Consider the following 14,449-nt stretch of genomic DNA (forward strand, 5'->3'; position numbering starts at 1 on the left):
GTTCTGTGGGCTGGCCAGTGCCCCCGGACACTCTCTCCCTCGCATCCAACCACGTGGGGCCGGAGGGCCGCTCATTACCCATGGGTTACCCAGCCGGGGACGAGGTCAGACAGCCCACCCGTCGCCTCCCGCCGGCCGGCCCGCGGAGCCGCGCGCCACCCCCACGTTCCACAGCACCCTGGCCAGGGCCTCCACCACCTCGGGCGCGTACTCCCCGCCGGTGCCGAGGCGCAGCTCCTCCAGGGCGTCGAGAGGCCCACCGGGACCGCTGCCCCGGACCTTCTCCTCGTATGCGTTCACCACCCGGACTATGCGCGCGGCCACCGGCTGCTCCGGGTACGGGTCGGCCTGCCGCTCGACGACCGCGGCGACCTGGGCGCCCGCCCCGGTCTGGCGGACGACGGCCCCGCCGAGCAGCGCGATCCGCCGCTGCTGGTCCGCCGGCAGCCCCGCCGTGGCGCCGGCCGGGACCGGGTCGACGAGGCTGAGCTGGCCGATGTCGTGCATGAGGGCGGCGTACTCCAGGACGGCCAGTTCGGGCTCCGGGAGCCCCAGGTCGCGGCCCACGGCCTGGCTGAGGGCGGCGACCCGGCGGGCGTGCCCGGCCGGGGTGTACCCGGCGATCTCGGTGGCGCGGGCCAGCGAGGCGATGGTCTGCCGGTAGGTGGCCCGCACGGCCGCGTACCGGCGCAGGGACAGCTGGGTGAGCAGCAGCGGCACCGAGAACACCGGCAGCGCCCACAGCCCGACGACGGCCACCGCGAGCGCCATCACCGCCCCCGTCGCACAGACCGCGGAGCCGATCCCGGGCACCGCCCGCAGCTCGTCCCGCAGCAGCGGGGTGAACGGCCAGCCGGTGCGGGAGTGGGCGAGCGCCGCGGCCACCACGGCGTCGCACAGGACGGTCAGGACGAGCAGCGCGAGCAGCAGCAGCGCGTAGGCGGGTCCGCTCCATCCGTCGAACACCCCGCGGTTGTGCAGGGGCTGGAAGCAGACGGCGGCGAACCCGACGGCCAGGACCCGCCGGACCAGGTGGTCGAGGACGGCCTGTCCCCGGGCCAGCTGCGGCACGCTGCCGAGCAGCGAGGCGGCGACCACGACCGTCACGACCTGGGTGACCCCGTGGTGCGTGGGGTGCCCGGCGTGCCCTCCGACCAGCGCGTAGGACAGCGATCCGGCGGCACCGAGCGGCGCGGCCTCCCGCAGCCGGGGTCCGCTCTGCGGGCGGGTCAGCTCCCCGACGGCGACCAGGACGCCGAAGGCGAGCGCCACGGGGCGGTCCTCGACGCCCGTCAGCAAGGTGACGAGGAGGGAGAAGGCGCCGAGGAGCGCCGCCGCGCCGTGGAGCGCGACATGCGAGCGGCGGACCGTCATCGACGCACCTCGGACCGGTCGTCGGCGGCCTGCGCGGGCACGGCCGGGCGATCCTCCCCGGCGGTCACCACCGGATGCCAGCCGTCCCGGGCGATGACGTGCGCCAGCGCCGCGACCATCCGGGGGTCGAACTGGGCGCCCGCGCACTTGCGCAGCTCCTCCAGGGCGACGTGCACCGGCCGGGCCCTGGAGTAGGAGCGGGTGGAGGTCATGGCGTCGAACGCGTCGGCGACGGCGACCACCCGGGCCGGCTCCGGGATCTGGCTGCCCACCAGCCCGTACGGGTAGCCCGTGCCGTCGATGCGTTCGTGGTGGTGCAGGATCGCCGAGCGGGCCTCGCCGAGGAAGGAGATCCCGCGGGTGATCTCGTGGCCGTACTCGGGGTGCAGCTCGATCACCCGCCGCTCCTGCGGTGTCAGCGGGCCGTCCTTGCGCAACAGCCGGGTGGGGACGCCGAGTTTGCCGACGTCGTGCAGGATCCCGGCGAAGCGGAGCATGTCGATCCGGCTCTCGTCCATCCCCAGTTCGCGGCCGATCAGCACCGAGGCCTGGCCGACGCGTTCGCTGTGTCCGCGCGTGTAGCCGTCCTTGATGTCGACGGCCTGCACCAGGGCGCGGATGGTCGCCTGGTGGGCGGCGCGCTCACGGTGGTACTGCGCGAACACCCACCACGACACGGCCATCGGGAACAGCACGAGCAGGGCGGCCACCGGCCCGTAGGGGCTGAGCCACAGCACGGCCATCATCAGCCCGCCGAGCCCGTGCACGGCCAGCGGCGCCAGGGAGCGCAGGAACAGCCCCCGGCAGACCCGGCGCGGCGGCAGCCCCTCGGCGAGCGCCAGCATCCCGCCGTGAGGAGGGCGAGCGCGGCGCAGAACACCAGCACGGCCGCGCCCGCGGGCAGCAGCGCGTACGGCAGGTCGGAGTCGGCCACGGCCGCCGGTCCGCCGAGCGCCCTGTGCACCCGGGCGGCCGCCCAGACGGCGAGCGACGCGTGGGCGGCCCGCCAGACCCGCCGCAGCAGAAAGGGGCGCCGCTCGACATGCGAGAACAGCGCCCCGGGCAGCGGGACGAGCGCGGCCGCGGCCGGCGCGAGCAGGAACGCGCCGGCCAGCAGCACGGGGTGCAGGGTGCCGGCGAACCGGCGCCGGGCGATCCGCTCGCCGCCGGCGTACAGGACGGCCAGCAGGCCGACGGCCCACCAGGGCGTGCGCCCGTCGGGCAGTGCGGGGAGCGTGCAGAGCAGGGCGCCGAGGGCGACACAGGCGGCGTACGCGCGCGCCCGCGCCGGAATGCCCTCCATGACGCCTCCCCCAGCCGTACCTGTCCGGGCTCAGGAGCCTAGGAGGCAGGGGGCGGATCCGCGGGCGTATCACCCGCGGATTAGCACATTCGAGTGACGGCAGCGCTTCCGCGGAGCGGCTCAGGTCTCCTGACGCGTCGCCGTCACGTCGTGGTCGGGGACGGCCTGGCCGGAGCGGATCAGGTCGATCCGGCCCATGACCTTGGCCCGCAGGTCGGTCGGCACGTCGTCACTTCCGCAGCACCGCTTGACCAGCTTCTTCACGGCCTCCTCCAGCCCGTACTTCTCCAGGCAGGGGGAGCACTCCTCGAAGTGGTGCTGGAACTTGTCCCGGTCCACCGGGGGCATCTCGCTGTCGAGGTACTCGTACAGGTGGTCGAGGACCTCACCGCAGTCCGTCTCGTGCGGATCTCCGCAGCTCATGAGCCCGAACCTTTCGCTTCGTTCGACTCTCCGGCACCGGCCGGGACCAGCCCACGCTCGCGGGCGTAGTCCTCGAGCATGCCGCGCAGTTGACGGCGGCCCCGGTGCAGCCGGGACATCACCGTACCGATGGGTGTCCCCATGATGTCCGCGATCTCCTTGTACGCAAAGCCCTCTACGTCCGCGAGATACACGGCGATCCGGAACTCCTCGGGGATGGCCTGGAGCGCCGCCTTCACGTCCGAGTCGGGCAGGTGGTCCAGCGCCTGCGACTCCGCCGAGCGCAGACCGGTGGACATGTGCGACTCGGCACGCGCCAGCTGCCAGTCCTCGATCTCCTCGGCCGCGCTGCGCTGGGGTTCGCGCTGCTTCTTGCGGTACGAGTTGATGAACGTGTTCGTGAGGATCCGGTACAGCCAGGCCTTGAGGTTGGTGCCCTCCCGGAACTGGTGGAAGGACGCGTACGCCTTCGCGTACGTCTCCTGCACCAGGTCCTCGGCGTCGGCCGGATTGCGCGTCATGCGCAGCGCGGCCGAATACATCTGGTCGAGGAACTCGAGCGCGTCCCGCTCGAAGCGCGCGCTGCGCTCGGCGGTGGACTCCGCGCCCGTCTCCCCGCTCACGCCCTGGCCCTCGGGCAGCTCCGCCTGGCCGTTGTCGGTCCCTGCGTCGGTACCGGTGACCGGACCCACCTCCTCAAGATCGCGGGTGAGACCGAAACCGATCCCACTCGAATCGGAGGATAGACGACTACCCGCGCCTGCCGCCGCTCCAATAGGAGCGGTCTTGGCCGCGTGCAGCACCGTCCAGTCCAGATCGGTACGGCTGCTGCGGCTCGGGCAGATGGTCGAACCCATGCGGCGGACTTCCTCTCCCACTGGTGTCGGTGCCGGTTGTTCAGCACTTCTGTCCGCCTCAACAGCGTCCCGCCCCGTCGCATTCCCCACCCGTACACCTCACCCCGGTGACGCGATCCACCCCACGACACCCGCGGTCACGGCCTCCATCGTCTCCTGCGGGGTGACCCCGGCCCGCTTGGGCACGGCGAAGCCGTGATCGCCGTGCGGGACCTCCACCAGGGCGTAGTCGCCCGCGGGGAACTCGTCCGGTCGGCCGAAGGTGTCGTTGCCGCCCTGGACGACGAGGGTCGGCACGCCCGCCCCGAGCAGCTCGTCGGCGCGGGACTTCTCCGGCCGGCCCGGCGGGTGCAGCGGGAAGCTGAGCGCGAGCACGGCGTGCGCCCCCAGTTCGGTGGCCGTACGGCAGGCCACCCGCGCGCCGGCCGAGCGTCCGCCCGAGATCACCGGCAGCCCGGGCGCGGCGACGGCCGGCCAGATCCCGCGCCAGCCGACGTCGAGGGTCTTCGGCGCGGGCGCGACCTTCCTGCCCGCCACCCGCCAGGGCTGCTCCACGAGGGCGACGCTCACCCCGTGTCCGGGCAGCACGGCGGCGAGGGCCTGGAGGTCCCGGGCCTCGATGCCGCCCCCCGCGCCGTGGCCGACCGCGAGGACGAGCCGCGGCTTCCCGGCGTGGTGCCAGGTGACGCGGGCGGTGCCCGCCTCGGTCTCCACCGTCTCGGTGCTCACCACTGTTTCGCTTCTCACGTCAGAAAAGTGTGCCCTCCTCGGGCCCCTCCAGCTCCTTCAGCAGCTCCGGGCCGTTGTTGCGGACGTTGCTGACGGTCGTGGACACCGGGTAGGCGCGCATCAGCCCGGGCGGCGGGGGTTCGAGGAGGGAGCGCAGGTCGTCGACGTCCGTGCGCGCCGGGTCGAGCCAGGCGTCCCAGCGGTCCGGGGTGAGCATCAGCGGCATCCGGGGGTGGATGTCGGCGAGGGCGTGCGGGCCGTCGGCGGGGGCCACGGCGAGCGGGGAGGTCTCCGCCTCGGTCGTGATCACCGAGCACGTCACCCACCAGGCCCCCGGATGGTCGTCGGGCAGGGTCCGGTCCCGCCAGAACTCGTACAGCCCGGCCATCGCGAAGACCGAACCGTCGGCCGGGAGCACGAAGTAGGGCTGCTTGCGCGGCCGCTTCCGCTTCCCCTCGACCTCCAGGTCCCGCTCCTGGACGCCGGTGACCCACTCGTAGTAGCCGTCGGCGGGCAGGACGCAGCGCCGGGCGGCGAACGCACGGCGGTAGGAGGGCTTCTCGTGGACGGTCTCGGCGCGCGCGTTGATCATCCGCGCGCCTCCCTCGGGGGTCTTCGCCCAGGAGGGGACCAGTCCCCACTTCAGCTTCCGCAGCTGCCGAACCGGGCGCGGGTCGCCGGCGTCTTTCACCGGACGGTCGAGGACGGCGTAGACCTCCTTGGTCGGCGCCACGTTGTAGTCGGGCTCCAGGACCTCCTCGGGCTCCCACTTCTCGACCTCAAAGATTCCTGCGAGATCCTCGGGCCTGCGACTCGCTGCATACCGTCCGCACATACGTGCCACACTGCCAGGCCCGCCCGCCGCCCGGCCACCACCCCCACCGATCACGAGGACAGGGAGCCACCCCGAACCATGGAGAGCACCGCCGCCATCGCGCTGCCCGACCTGTGGGACCGTCTCGTCGGCACCCAGACCGACCCCGACCTGTGGGTGGTGGTGGCCACCGCGGTCGCCGCCCTCGCGGTCGTCGTGCCGCACACCCTGTGGCGGATATCGCGCAACGCGATCACCATCGCCCACGAGGGCGGTCACGGCCTGGTCGCGTTGCTGACCGGCCGGCAGCTGACCGGGATCCGGCTGCACTCCGACACCAGTGGGCTGACCCTCAGCCGGGGCAAGCCGCACGGCCTGGGCATGATCCTCACCGCGGCGGCCGGCTACACCGCTCCCCCGCTGCTCGGCCTGGGCGGCGCCGCCCTCCTCGGCGCGGGCCGCATCACCCTGCTGCTGTGGGTGGCGACGGCGCTGCTGGTCGTGATGCTGGTGATGATCCGCAACGCGTACGGCGCCCTCACGGTGGTCCTCACCGGCGGCACCTTCCTGCTGGTGTCGTGGCTGGCGGGACCGCAGGTGCAGGCGGCCTTCGCGTACGCGGTGGTGTGGTTCCTGCTGCTGGGCGGCGTACGGCCCGCCTTCGAGCTCCAGGCGAAGCGCTCGCGCGGCGGCGCGGGCGACTCGGACGCGGACCAGTTGTCCCGGCTGACCCACGTGCCGGCGGGCCTGTGGCTGTTCCTGTTCCACGCGGTGAGCCTGTGCGCCCTGCTGGGCGGCGGCAGGTGGCTGCTGGGGCTGTGAGACAGCCCTGGAGCGGCACGTCACAGCGGTGCCGGAGGGGACCTCGGCGGCCGTGCCCCGGGCACGGCCGGCCCCGACGGCGCCGCACCCGCGGGACGGCCGCCCACTAAAGTGGAGCCCATGGCCCCGAACCCCGCACCCACCGCCCTCTGGCCCGCCCCGCACGCGAGCGAGGCCGTCGCCGCGACGGTCCACGTGCCGGGGTCGAAGTCCGTCACCAACCGCGCCCTCGTCCTCGCCTCCCTGGCTTCCGAGCCCGGCTGGCTGCGGCGTCCCCTGCGCTCCCGTGACACCCTGCTGATGGCGGCCGCCCTGCGCGAGATGGGCGTCGGCATCGAGGAGACCGTGTCGTCGAGCTCCTCCGGCGCGGGCGGCCCGGACGGCAGCGGCGAGGCCTGGCGGGTCCTCCCCGCGGGACTGCGCGGACCGGCCACGGTCGATGTCGGCAACGCGGGCACGGTGATGCGGTTCCTGCCGCCGGTCGCCGCCCTCGCCGACGGTCCCGTCCACTTCGACGGCGACCCTCGCTCGTACGAGCGACCCCTGAACGGCGTCGTCGACGCCCTGCGGGTGCTCGGCGCCCGGATCGACGACGACGGCCGTGGCGCGCTGCCGCTGACCGTGCACGGCGGGGGCGCACTGGACGGCGGCACGGTGGAGATCGACGCCTCGTCCTCGTCCCAGTTCGTGTCGGCCCTGCTCCTCTCCGCCCCCCGCTTCAACCAGGGCGTGGAGGTCCGTCACACCGGCGCCACGCTGCCCTCCCTGCCACACATCCGGATGACGGTCGACATGCTGCGCGCGGTCGGCGCACAGGTGGACACCCCCGAGTCGGGCGGCGAGCCCAACGTCTGGCGGGTCACCCCGGGCGCCCTGCTGGGCCGGGACCTGACCATCGAGCCGGACCTGTCCAACGCCCAGCCGTTCCTGGCGGCGGCCCTGGTGACGGGCGGACGGGTGCTGATCCCGGACTGGCCGGCCCGCACCACCCAGCCGGGTGACCGGCTGCGCGAGATCTTCACCGAGATGGGCGGTTCCTGCGAACTGGCCGACTACGGCCTGGTCTTCACCGGCTCTGGCTCGATCCACGGCATCGACGTCGACCTCGGCGACGTCGGCGAGCTGACCCCGGGCATCGCGGCGGTCGCCGCCCTCGCGGACTCCCCGTCCACCCTGCGCGGCGTGTCCCACCTGCGCCTGCACGAGACGGACCGGCTGGCCGCGCTGACGAAGGAGATCAACGAACTCGGCGGCGATGTGACGGAGACCGCCGACGGTCTGCACATCCGCCCGCGCCGGCTGCACGGCGGCATCTTCCACACCTACGACGACCACCGCATGGCGACGGCCGGCGCGATCATCGGCCTGGCGGTGGAGGGCGTGCAGATCGAGAACGTGGCGACGACGGCGAAGACGCTGCCGGACTTCCCGGAACTGTGGACCGGGATGCTCGGGGTATAGGGACTTTCGCCATGCGCCGCTATGACAAGCACACCGACCAGGACGACATCCGCAGCCGCCCGAACCGCAAGGGCAACCGGCCTCGCACCCACATCCGTCCCAAGCACGAGGACTCCGTCGAGGGCATGGTCCTCACCGTCGACCGGGGCCGCCTGACCTGCCTGGTCGAGGACCGGATCGTCCTCGCGATGAAGGCCCGCGAACTGGGCCGCAAGGCCGCGGTGGTGGGCGACCGGGTCGCGATCGTCGGCGATCTGTCCGGCAAGAAGGACACCCTGGCCCGCATCGTCCGCATCGAGAAGCGCAGCTCGGTGCTCCGCCGCACCGCGGACGACGACGACCCGTTCGAGCGGGTGGTCGTCGCCAACGCCGACCAGCTCGCCGTGGTCACCGCCCTGGCCGACCCGGAGCCCCGGCCCCGCCTGATCGACCGCTGTCTGGTCGCGGCCTACGACGGCGGACTGACCCCCCTGCTGGTCATGACGAAGTCGGACCTGGCCTCGCCGGACAAGCTGCTGGAGCTGTACGGCCACCTCGACATCCCGTACGTCGTCACCAGCCGCGAGGAGCTGGAGAACGGCGACTCGGCGGACCGGGTGCGCGAGTTCCTGGCCGGGCGCATCACGGCGTTCGTCGGTCACTCCGGGGTGGGGAAGACGACCCTGGTCAACGCGCTGGTCCCGGCGGAGCAGCGACGGGTGACCGGCCATGTGAACTCGGTGACCGGCCGTGGCCGCCACACCACGACCTCGGCGCTGGCCCTGCCCCTGGCGGGCACCGGCGACTGGGTGATCGACACCCCGGGCGTGCGCTCCTTCGGCCTGCACCACGTCGACCCGTCCCGGGTGATCCTCGCCTTTCCCGACCTGGTGCCGGGCACGGAGGGCTGCCCGCGCGCGTGCAGTCACGACGAGCCGGACTGCGCGCTGGACGCCTGGGTGGCCGACGGCCACGCCGATCCGGCGCGCCTGTACTCGCTGCGCCGGCTGCTGGCCACCCGCGACCGCAAGGAAGGCGACTGATCCACCGGCTGACCACCGCGTTGTTTGCGTCCCCCCGGGCTCGGTAAGTGCATAATCGCACCGAGCCGGAGCCGGACCGGGCCGGGCGAACGGAGGGACAGCACATGGCGTGGCTGCTGGTCGTCGTGGCCGGGTTGCTCGAGACCGGTTTCGCCGTATGCCTCAAGCTGTCCCACGGCTTCACGAGGCTCTGGCCCACCATCGCCTTCTGCGCCTTCGCCCTGGGGAGCTTCGGTCTGCTGACCCTCTCCCTGAAGAAGCTCGACGTGGGCCCCGCCTACGCCGTGTGGACGGGCATCGGCGCGGCGGGCACCGCGATCTACGGCATGGTCTTCCTCGGCGACCTGGTGTCGACGCTGAAGCTCGTCTCGATCAGCCTGGTGATCATAGGAGTGATCGGGCTCCAGCTGTCGGGGTCGGCTCACTGACCGGAGCGGTCGGCCGGCTGGCGTTGGAGCGCCCCTCGCACCAGTTCCGCGACGCCGTCCTCGCCCGGCGGGGGCGCGGCCACGCAGGACAGCGCCAGCCGGACGGCGAGTTCGCAGGAGCGGGCCAGGTCGGCGGCGTCGGCCCGGATCGCGCCGGGGCCCGAGAGCACGGCCACGGCCCGGTCGCGGACGGCGCCCACCAGGTCACCGGGTGAGGGCAGCGGCCCGTCGGCCCGCCGCTGGGCGGGCGCGGCGGAGGAGGAGGGGACCGCCGAGAGCGTCGGCGAGGGCAGGCGTTCGCTCCAGAAACCGGTGAGGACGGCCCGCAGGAGGGCGTTGTCGCGGGCGGCGGAGGTGGTCCACTCGGCGGTGGCGGTGAGCCTCTCCCGGGCGTCGCCGTGCACGGCCAGCGCCCGCTCGACCCCGGCGAGGTACCCGTCGGCCTCGCGCCGCACGAGCGCCCGGGCCAGGCCCTCCTTGCTGCCGAATTCGTTGTACAGCGTCTGCCGGGACACCCCGGCGGCCACCGCGACGTCCACCATCCGCACCGCGGCCCACGGCCGTCGTGCGAGCGCCTCGAAGGCGGCGTCCAGTAGGGATTCCCGCGCTGAGGGCATCATCGCCTCCCTGGGGCGAGCGACTCTGCGCCCAGGTTTGACGCGGACGGAAGCACTGTCAAGGGTTCGCGGGGGCGACCTACGGTCCACGGCCGCGTACACGGCTCCCGCCCGTCCGTCCTGCGGTCCCCTGTGGCCCCCTCTCACCTCGGCCGGATACGGTTCGTCCCATGCCGGACTACCACGACGATCTCCGACTCGCGCACGTCCTCGCGGACGCCGCCGACGCCGTGACCATGGACCGATTCAAGGCCCTCGACCTCAAGGTCGAGACCAAACCGGACATGACCCCGGTGAGCGAGGCCGACAAGGCCGCCGAGGAGCTGATCCGCGGACAGCTCCAGCGGGCGCGTCCGCGCGACGCGATCCTCGGCGAGGAGTACGGCGTCCAGGGCACCGGCCCCCGTCGCTGGGTGGTCGACCCGATCGACGGCACGAAGAACTACGTGCGCGGCGTTCCCGTCTGGGCCACGCTCATCGCGCTGACGGAGGCCGGCGAGGGGGGCTACCAGCCCGTGGTCGGCGTCGTCTCCGCCCCGGCGCTGGGCCGTCGCTGGTGGGCGGCGAAGGGACACGGCGCCTTCACCGGCCGCAGCCTGACCTCCGCCACCCGGCTGCGCGTCTCCGGGGTCTCGGAGCTGTCCGACGCCTCCTTCGCGTACTCCTCGCTGACCGGCTGGGAGGAGCGCGGGCTGCTGAACGGCTTCCTCGACCTGACCCGCGAGGTGTGGCGCACGCGCGCGTACGGCGACTTCTGGCCGTACATGATGGTCGCCGAGGGCTCGGTCGACCTGTGTGCCGAACCCGAGCTGTCCCTGTGGGACATGGCGGCCACGGCGATCGTCGTGACGGAGGCCGGCGGCACCTTCACGGGCCTCGACGGCCGTCCCGGCCCGCACAGCGGCAACGCGGCCGCCTCCAACGGACTGCTCCACGAGGAGCTGCTGGGCTACCTCAACGAGCGCCACTGAGGGACCCGCCCGGACCTCACATGAGCGCGCACGCCCTCAATTGGCTGCGCGCGCCCTCTTGTTGACCCCCGCTTTACCTGCCACGCTGACAGCACCCCCCACTTGTGAACTTGTGAATCCATGAACAACCGTGGGTTCTTAGGAGGTGGCTCCAGCCATGCTCGTCCGCGACGCCATGAGCACGGTGGTCCTCACCATCGGCCCCGCACACACCCTCCGTCAGGCCGCCGCCCTGATGGCCGCCCGCCATGTCGGCGCGGCCATCGTCCACGACCCGGACGCGGGCGGCATCGGCATCCTCACCGAGCGGGACATCCTCAACTCCGTGGGCCTGGGACAGGACCCGGACACGGAACGCACCCACGCCCACACCACCAACGACGTCGTCTTCGCCGCTCCGGGCTGGACCCTGGAGGAGGCGGCCCGGGCGATGGCCCACGGCGGCTTCCGGCACCTGATCGTCCTCGACCGCGACGAACCGGCCGGCATCGTCTCGGTCCGCGACATCATCCGCTGCTGGGCGCCGGCCCGGCAGCAGGTACCGGCCTGAGCACGCGAACGGGCCGGGCCCCGAAGGGGAACCCGGCCCGTGCGCCACGACGAGCGGTCCAGTGCTGTCCGCCGCGCGCGATCGGGACCGCGGCCTCCAGCCGCTCATCGCGGATTCTGTCGACTTGATCCTACAGTGGACTTCATCCAATTCAGTCTGGGATCTAAAATCACACCTGTTCGGGACCTGGTCCAGTTGGCTGCTAGGCTGATTCCATGAGTGACCTTCTGGAACGGCTGCGCGGACGCGGCTGGCGGATGACCGCACAGCGGCGCGTCGTGGCCGAGGTGCTCGACGGCGACCACGTCCACCTGACCGCCGACGAGGTGCACGCCAGGGCCGTCGTCCGGCTGCCCGAGATCTCCCGGGCGACCGTCTACAACACGCTGGGCGAGCTGGTCTCGCTCGGCGAGGTGCTCGAGGTCGCCACCGACAAGCGCGCCAAGCGGTACGACCCGAACGCGCACAGCCCGCACCACCACCTGGTGTGTGCCCGGTGCGGAGCGATCAAGGACGTCCACCCGAGCGGCAACCCGCTGGCCGACCTCCCCGACTCGGAGCGCTTCGGCTTCACGGTCTCGGACGTCGAGGTGACGTACCGCGGGGTCTGCCCGAACTGCGCGGCGGCCTGAGCGGAACCCGCGTGGGCCATGCCCCTGACGACATACGACGGAGGGCCGGAACCCTTTCGGGTTCCGGCCCTCCGTCTTCAGTAGCGGGGACAGGATTTGAACCTGCGACCTCTGGGTTATGAGCCCAGCGAGCTACCGAGCTGCTCCACCCCGCGCCGTTGAATGCAACGTTACGTGAAGGGGAAGGACAAAGGCAAATCCCTTGACCGTCCCCTGTCGACGCAGGTCAGAGCACTCCGGCGTCCGCCCACCTGGCCTAGGAGGACGAGGCTCATTCAGGGCCGGCAGCGGGAGGTCCGTGGGCGGCAGCCCCCGGGGATGGGACGGGAAGGGGCGGCGGGGGCGAAATCCAGCCGTACGGACCCCGGCCCCGCTCCACCGTCCCGCTCCGGAACAAGGGCGCCGCAGGACACCGTCAGGCGGACAGCTCTTCCCGCAACGCGTCCCGCAGCCGGGCCGCCCGCTCAGCCACCTCTCGCGGCCCCAGCGACACCGCCCGGTCGGCCCACCGCTGCCCCTCGGCCAGCTCACCGCGACGCGCGTAGACCAGGGCGAGCCGCAACGCCGCCCGCCCGTGCCCGGCGTCGGCGGCCCGCGTCCACCAGACGGCCGCCTCGGGCTCGCTCCCCTCCCGCGCGAGCAGCAGCCCGAGGTTGAAGGCGCCGTTGCGGGACCCGGCCTCGGCGGCCGTCCGGTACCACCGCGCCGCCTCCACCACGTCCCCGCGCGCGGCGGCCAGCATCCCGACCCTGACCTGGGCCCGACGGTGCCCCTGGGTCGCGGCCCGCTCGTACCACTCCTCGCACTCGGTCTTCTCGTGCACGGTCTCGCCGAGCTCGTGCGCGGGCTGCGGCGGCCGCCGCGCGTCCAGCACGGCGGCCAGTCGGTAGGCCGCCTCCGCGCTGCCGCCGCCGGCCGCGCACCGCAGATGGCGTTCAGCCTCCCGCTCGTCCCCGTCCCGCAGGCGCGCGATACCGACCTGGAGGGCCGCCTCGGTGTGCCCGGCCGCCGCCGCCCGCTCGTACCAGCGCAGCGCGACGGACTCCTCGCCCCGCCCCGCGAACAGGATTCCGAGGTTGAACGCGGCGTCGACGCTGCCCGCTTCCGCCGCCTTGGAGAACCAGGGCTCGGCCCCGGCCGTGTCGCCGCCCTGGAGCAGCAGGATGGCGAGCGCGTTGGCCGCCTCCCGGTGACCCGCGTAGGCGGCGCGCCGGTACCACTGCTCGGCCTGCACGGTGCGCCCCTGCTCGGCGCAGAGCAGGGCCAGGTTGTAGGCGCCGTTGTCGTCACCGGCGTCCATCGCGGCCCGGTACCAGCGTTCGGCGGTCTGGGTCTGTCCCCGCTCGGCGTGCAGCGCGCCCAGGGCGTTCGCCGCGTTGCCGTCGCCCTCCTGGGCCGCCCGCAGCCACCAGACGGCCGCGTTCTCGGTGTCACCGGCGTCGCGCAACAGGAACCCGAGCGCGCAGGCGGCCCGCGCCTCGCCGTCCTTGGCGGAGGTCAGGTACCAGCGGCCGGCCTCCTTGAGGTCGCCGCGCCGCTCCAGGATCGTCCCGAGGTGCAGGGCGGCCCGCCGGTGCCCGCGCGCGGCGGCCTGGCGGTACCACTGCTCGGCCTCCGCCCGCACGATGACACCGTTGTCATGCGCACACCCGTCCGGCTCACCGTCGGCGCGGGGGCCGCCGCACTCCTGGTGATCGAGGGCCCGGGCCAGCCGGTACGCCGCTTCCCGGTGCCCCCGCTCGGCGGCGGCCCGCATCCACTGCTCGGCTCCGGGGTCCCCACGGTGTTCCAGCAGGTCGGCGAGGGCGTACGCGCCGAGCGCGTGCCCCTGCTCGGCGGACTGGCGCAGCCAGTACTCGGCGGCCGGCTCGTCGCCGCACTCACGACGGTGACGGCCCAGGGCGTGCGCGGCGGCGGCGGACCCGGCGACGGCGGCGACCCGCCACCATCCGGCCGCCTCGTCGGGGTAACCACGCTGGTGGAGCAGGACGCCCAGGTTGTTGGCGGCGGCGCGGTCGCCCTCCGCGGTGGCGGCACGCAGATGGGGCTCGGCTCCGTCGAGGTCACCGCGGCGCAGCAACATGGCCCCGAGGACGCTGACGGCCTCGACATCGCCGGCTTGCGCCGCGAGCCGCAGGCTCATCTCCTCGACGGCCTCCCCCGTCTCGACGGCGTCCGCCGTCTCGTCCCGGCTCTCGTCCGGGGTCGCTTCCTCACCGGAAGGCTGCACAAACCGCCCTGTCTCGAACAGAGTTGCCTTGTCCCCCATAACGTCCATCGTCGCACCACCCGCAACCCGGGTACACCTGGTATACCGCGGCCCGTAAGGTCACTTCAGCGTTTTGTCGACATGCCCACAGAGAGACAAGTCAAACACAGATCGCTCAACTCCCCCCAGCGGCGCGGCCACCCGTCCCCCCCGGCACATGCGTTCGCACACCACGAA

At 73.2% G+C, this 14,449-nt stretch carries 14 protein-coding genes, 1 tRNA gene and 1 pseudogene; 7 read left to right on the forward strand and 9 right to left on the reverse strand.

Translation table 11 applies throughout. The features are described from left to right. Nucleotides 1–105 precede the first annotated feature (105 nt). The 6 genes and pseudogenes from AOQ37_RS07145 to AOQ37_RS07170 form a co-directional block, all read right to left on the reverse strand. Nucleotides 106–1,374 carry an HD-GYP domain-containing protein gene (locus AOQ37_RS07145; RefSeq protein ID WP_062642281.1) on the reverse strand — a complete coding sequence of 423 codons (1,269 nt, stop codon included), beginning with the start codon at nucleotides 1,372–1,374 and terminating at the stop codon, nucleotides 106–108. Further along, nucleotides 1,371–2,677 (reverse strand): annotated as a pseudogene (locus AOQ37_RS07150) (HD-GYP domain-containing protein). Before AOQ37_RS07150 ends, AOQ37_RS07145 begins: the two are co-directional and overlap by 4 nt. A 120-nt stretch (nucleotides 2,678–2,797) precedes the next feature. After that, on the reverse strand, nucleotides 2,798–3,100 hold the full coding sequence (gene rsrA / locus AOQ37_RS07155; protein ID WP_062642283.1) for a mycothiol system anti-sigma-R factor: 303 nt from the start codon (nucleotides 3,098–3,100) through the stop codon (nucleotides 2,798–2,800). Beyond that, nucleotides 3,097–3,957 (reverse strand): sigma-70 family RNA polymerase sigma factor, encoded by an 861-nt coding sequence (locus tag AOQ37_RS07160; protein ID WP_078890040.1) that lies wholly within the window; start codon nucleotides 3,955–3,957, stop codon nucleotides 3,097–3,099. The genes rsrA and AOQ37_RS07160 overlap by 4 nt, the downstream gene beginning before the upstream one ends. Nucleotides 3,958–4,056: 99 nt before the next feature. Then, nucleotides 4,057–4,704 carry an alpha/beta hydrolase family protein gene (locus AOQ37_RS07165; RefSeq protein ID WP_234436828.1) on the reverse strand — a complete coding sequence of 216 codons (648 nt, stop codon included), beginning with the start codon at nucleotides 4,702–4,704 and terminating at the stop codon, nucleotides 4,057–4,059. Between the two features lies 1 nt (nucleotide 4,705). Next, the gene (locus AOQ37_RS07170; RefSeq protein ID WP_078890041.1) at nucleotides 4,706–5,521 is read right to left on the reverse strand and encodes an SOS response-associated peptidase; all 816 of its coding nucleotides are present in this window, start codon (nucleotides 5,519–5,521) and stop codon (nucleotides 4,706–4,708) included. A gap of 78 nt (nucleotides 5,522–5,599) precedes the next feature. On the opposite strand from AOQ37_RS07170, the gene AOQ37_RS07175 reads away from it, so the two are divergent. From AOQ37_RS07175 to AOQ37_RS07190, 4 genes are all read left to right on the forward strand, one after another. Next, nucleotides 5,600–6,322 carry a M50 family metallopeptidase gene (locus AOQ37_RS07175; RefSeq protein WP_062642289.1) on the forward strand — a complete coding sequence of 241 codons (723 nt, stop codon included), beginning with the start codon at nucleotides 5,600–5,602 and terminating at the stop codon, nucleotides 6,320–6,322. Nucleotides 6,323–6,442: 120 nt separating this feature from the next. Then, nucleotides 6,443–7,783, forward strand: a complete 1,341-nt coding sequence (aroA, locus tag AOQ37_RS07180) for a 3-phosphoshikimate 1-carboxyvinyltransferase (RefSeq protein WP_062642291.1) — start codon at nucleotides 6,443–6,445, stop codon at nucleotides 7,781–7,783. Between the two features lie 11 nt (nucleotides 7,784–7,794). Next, nucleotides 7,795–8,805: a ribosome small subunit-dependent GTPase A gene (rsgA, locus tag AOQ37_RS07185; protein ID WP_062642292.1), complete on the forward strand. Its 1,011-nt coding sequence runs from the start codon at nucleotides 7,795–7,797 to the stop codon at nucleotides 8,803–8,805. Nucleotides 8,806–8,909: 104 nt separating this feature from the next. Beyond that, complete coding sequence (locus AOQ37_RS07190) at nucleotides 8,910–9,233, forward strand: DMT family transporter (RefSeq protein ID WP_062642293.1); 324 nt, start codon at nucleotides 8,910–8,912, stop codon at nucleotides 9,231–9,233. Here the strand turns inward: AOQ37_RS07190 and AOQ37_RS07195 are convergent. Continuing rightward, nucleotides 9,227–9,853, reverse strand: a complete 627-nt coding sequence (locus AOQ37_RS07195) for a TetR/AcrR family transcriptional regulator (RefSeq protein WP_062642294.1) — start codon at nucleotides 9,851–9,853, stop codon at nucleotides 9,227–9,229. The genes AOQ37_RS07190 and AOQ37_RS07195 overlap by 7 nt on opposite strands. 167 nt (nucleotides 9,854–10,020) lie before the next feature. Between AOQ37_RS07195 and hisN the strand changes: the two genes are divergently transcribed. The 3 genes from hisN to AOQ37_RS07210 all read left to right on the forward strand — a co-directional run bounded on the left by hisN (nucleotide 10,021) and on the right by AOQ37_RS07210 (nucleotide 12,003). After that, a complete protein-coding gene (hisN, locus tag AOQ37_RS07200; RefSeq protein ID WP_062642300.1) occupies nucleotides 10,021–10,821 on the forward strand; it encodes a histidinol-phosphatase in 801 nt (266 codons plus the stop codon). 157 nt (nucleotides 10,822–10,978) lie between these two features. After that, nucleotides 10,979–11,371 (forward strand): CBS domain-containing protein, encoded by a 393-nt coding sequence (locus AOQ37_RS07205; protein WP_062642302.1) that lies wholly within the window; start codon nucleotides 10,979–10,981, stop codon nucleotides 11,369–11,371. 215 nt (nucleotides 11,372–11,586) lie between these two features. After that, entirely contained in the window at nucleotides 11,587–12,003 is a 417-nt protein-coding gene (locus AOQ37_RS07210; RefSeq protein WP_062642304.1) for a Fur family transcriptional regulator, read from the forward strand. An 81-nt stretch (nucleotides 12,004–12,084) separates the two neighbouring features. Here AOQ37_RS07210 and AOQ37_RS07215 read toward each other — a convergent pair. Next, nucleotides 12,085–12,158 (reverse strand) — tRNA-Met (locus AOQ37_RS07215). A gap of 260 nt (nucleotides 12,159–12,418) precedes the next feature. Then, on the reverse strand, nucleotides 12,419–14,281 hold the full coding sequence (locus AOQ37_RS07220; RefSeq protein WP_078890042.1) for a tetratricopeptide repeat protein: 1,863 nt from the start codon (nucleotides 14,279–14,281) through the stop codon (nucleotides 12,419–12,421). Nucleotides 14,282–14,449: the final 168 nt, after the last annotated feature.

Source organism: Streptomyces maremycinicus (genome assembly GCF_001184025.1).
Taxonomy (GTDB): Bacteria; Actinomycetota; Actinomycetes; order Streptomycetales; family Streptomycetaceae; genus Streptomyces; species Streptomyces maremycinicus.

Coding starts and splice junctions, on each gene's coding strand:
- AOQ37_RS07205 (WP_062642302.1), top strand. CDS start 10,979: ATGCTCGTCCGCGACGCCATGAGCACGGTGGTCCTCACCATCGGCCCC.
- AOQ37_RS07195 (WP_062642294.1), bottom strand. CDS start 9,853: ATGATGCCCTCAGCGCGGGAATCCCTACTGGACGCCGCCTTCGAGGCG.
- aroA (WP_062642291.1), top strand. CDS start 6,443: ATGGCCCCGAACCCCGCACCCACCGCCCTCTGGCCCGCCCCGCACGCG.
- AOQ37_RS07220 (WP_078890042.1), bottom strand. CDS start 14,281: ATGGACGTTATGGGGGACAAGGCAACTCTGTTCGAGACAGGGCGGTTT.
- rsrA (WP_062642283.1), bottom strand. CDS start 3,100: ATGAGCTGCGGAGATCCGCACGAGACGGACTGCGGTGAGGTCCTCGAC.
- AOQ37_RS07210 (WP_062642304.1), top strand. CDS start 11,587: ATGAGTGACCTTCTGGAACGGCTGCGCGGACGCGGCTGGCGGATGACC.
- AOQ37_RS07190 (WP_062642293.1), top strand. CDS start 8,910: ATGGCGTGGCTGCTGGTCGTCGTGGCCGGGTTGCTCGAGACCGGTTTC.
- AOQ37_RS07145 (WP_062642281.1), bottom strand. CDS start 1,374: ATGACGGTCCGCCGCTCGCATGTCGCGCTCCACGGCGCGGCGGCGCTC.
- rsgA (WP_062642292.1), top strand. CDS start 7,795: ATGCGCCGCTATGACAAGCACACCGACCAGGACGACATCCGCAGCCGC.
- AOQ37_RS07160 (WP_078890040.1), bottom strand. CDS start 3,957: ATGGGTTCGACCATCTGCCCGAGCCGCAGCAGCCGTACCGATCTGGAC.
- hisN (WP_062642300.1), top strand. CDS start 10,021: ATGCCGGACTACCACGACGATCTCCGACTCGCGCACGTCCTCGCGGAC.
- AOQ37_RS07170 (WP_078890041.1), bottom strand. CDS start 5,521: ATGTGCGGACGGTATGCAGCGAGTCGCAGGCCCGAGGATCTCGCAGGA.
- AOQ37_RS07175 (WP_062642289.1), top strand. CDS start 5,600: ATGGAGAGCACCGCCGCCATCGCGCTGCCCGACCTGTGGGACCGTCTC.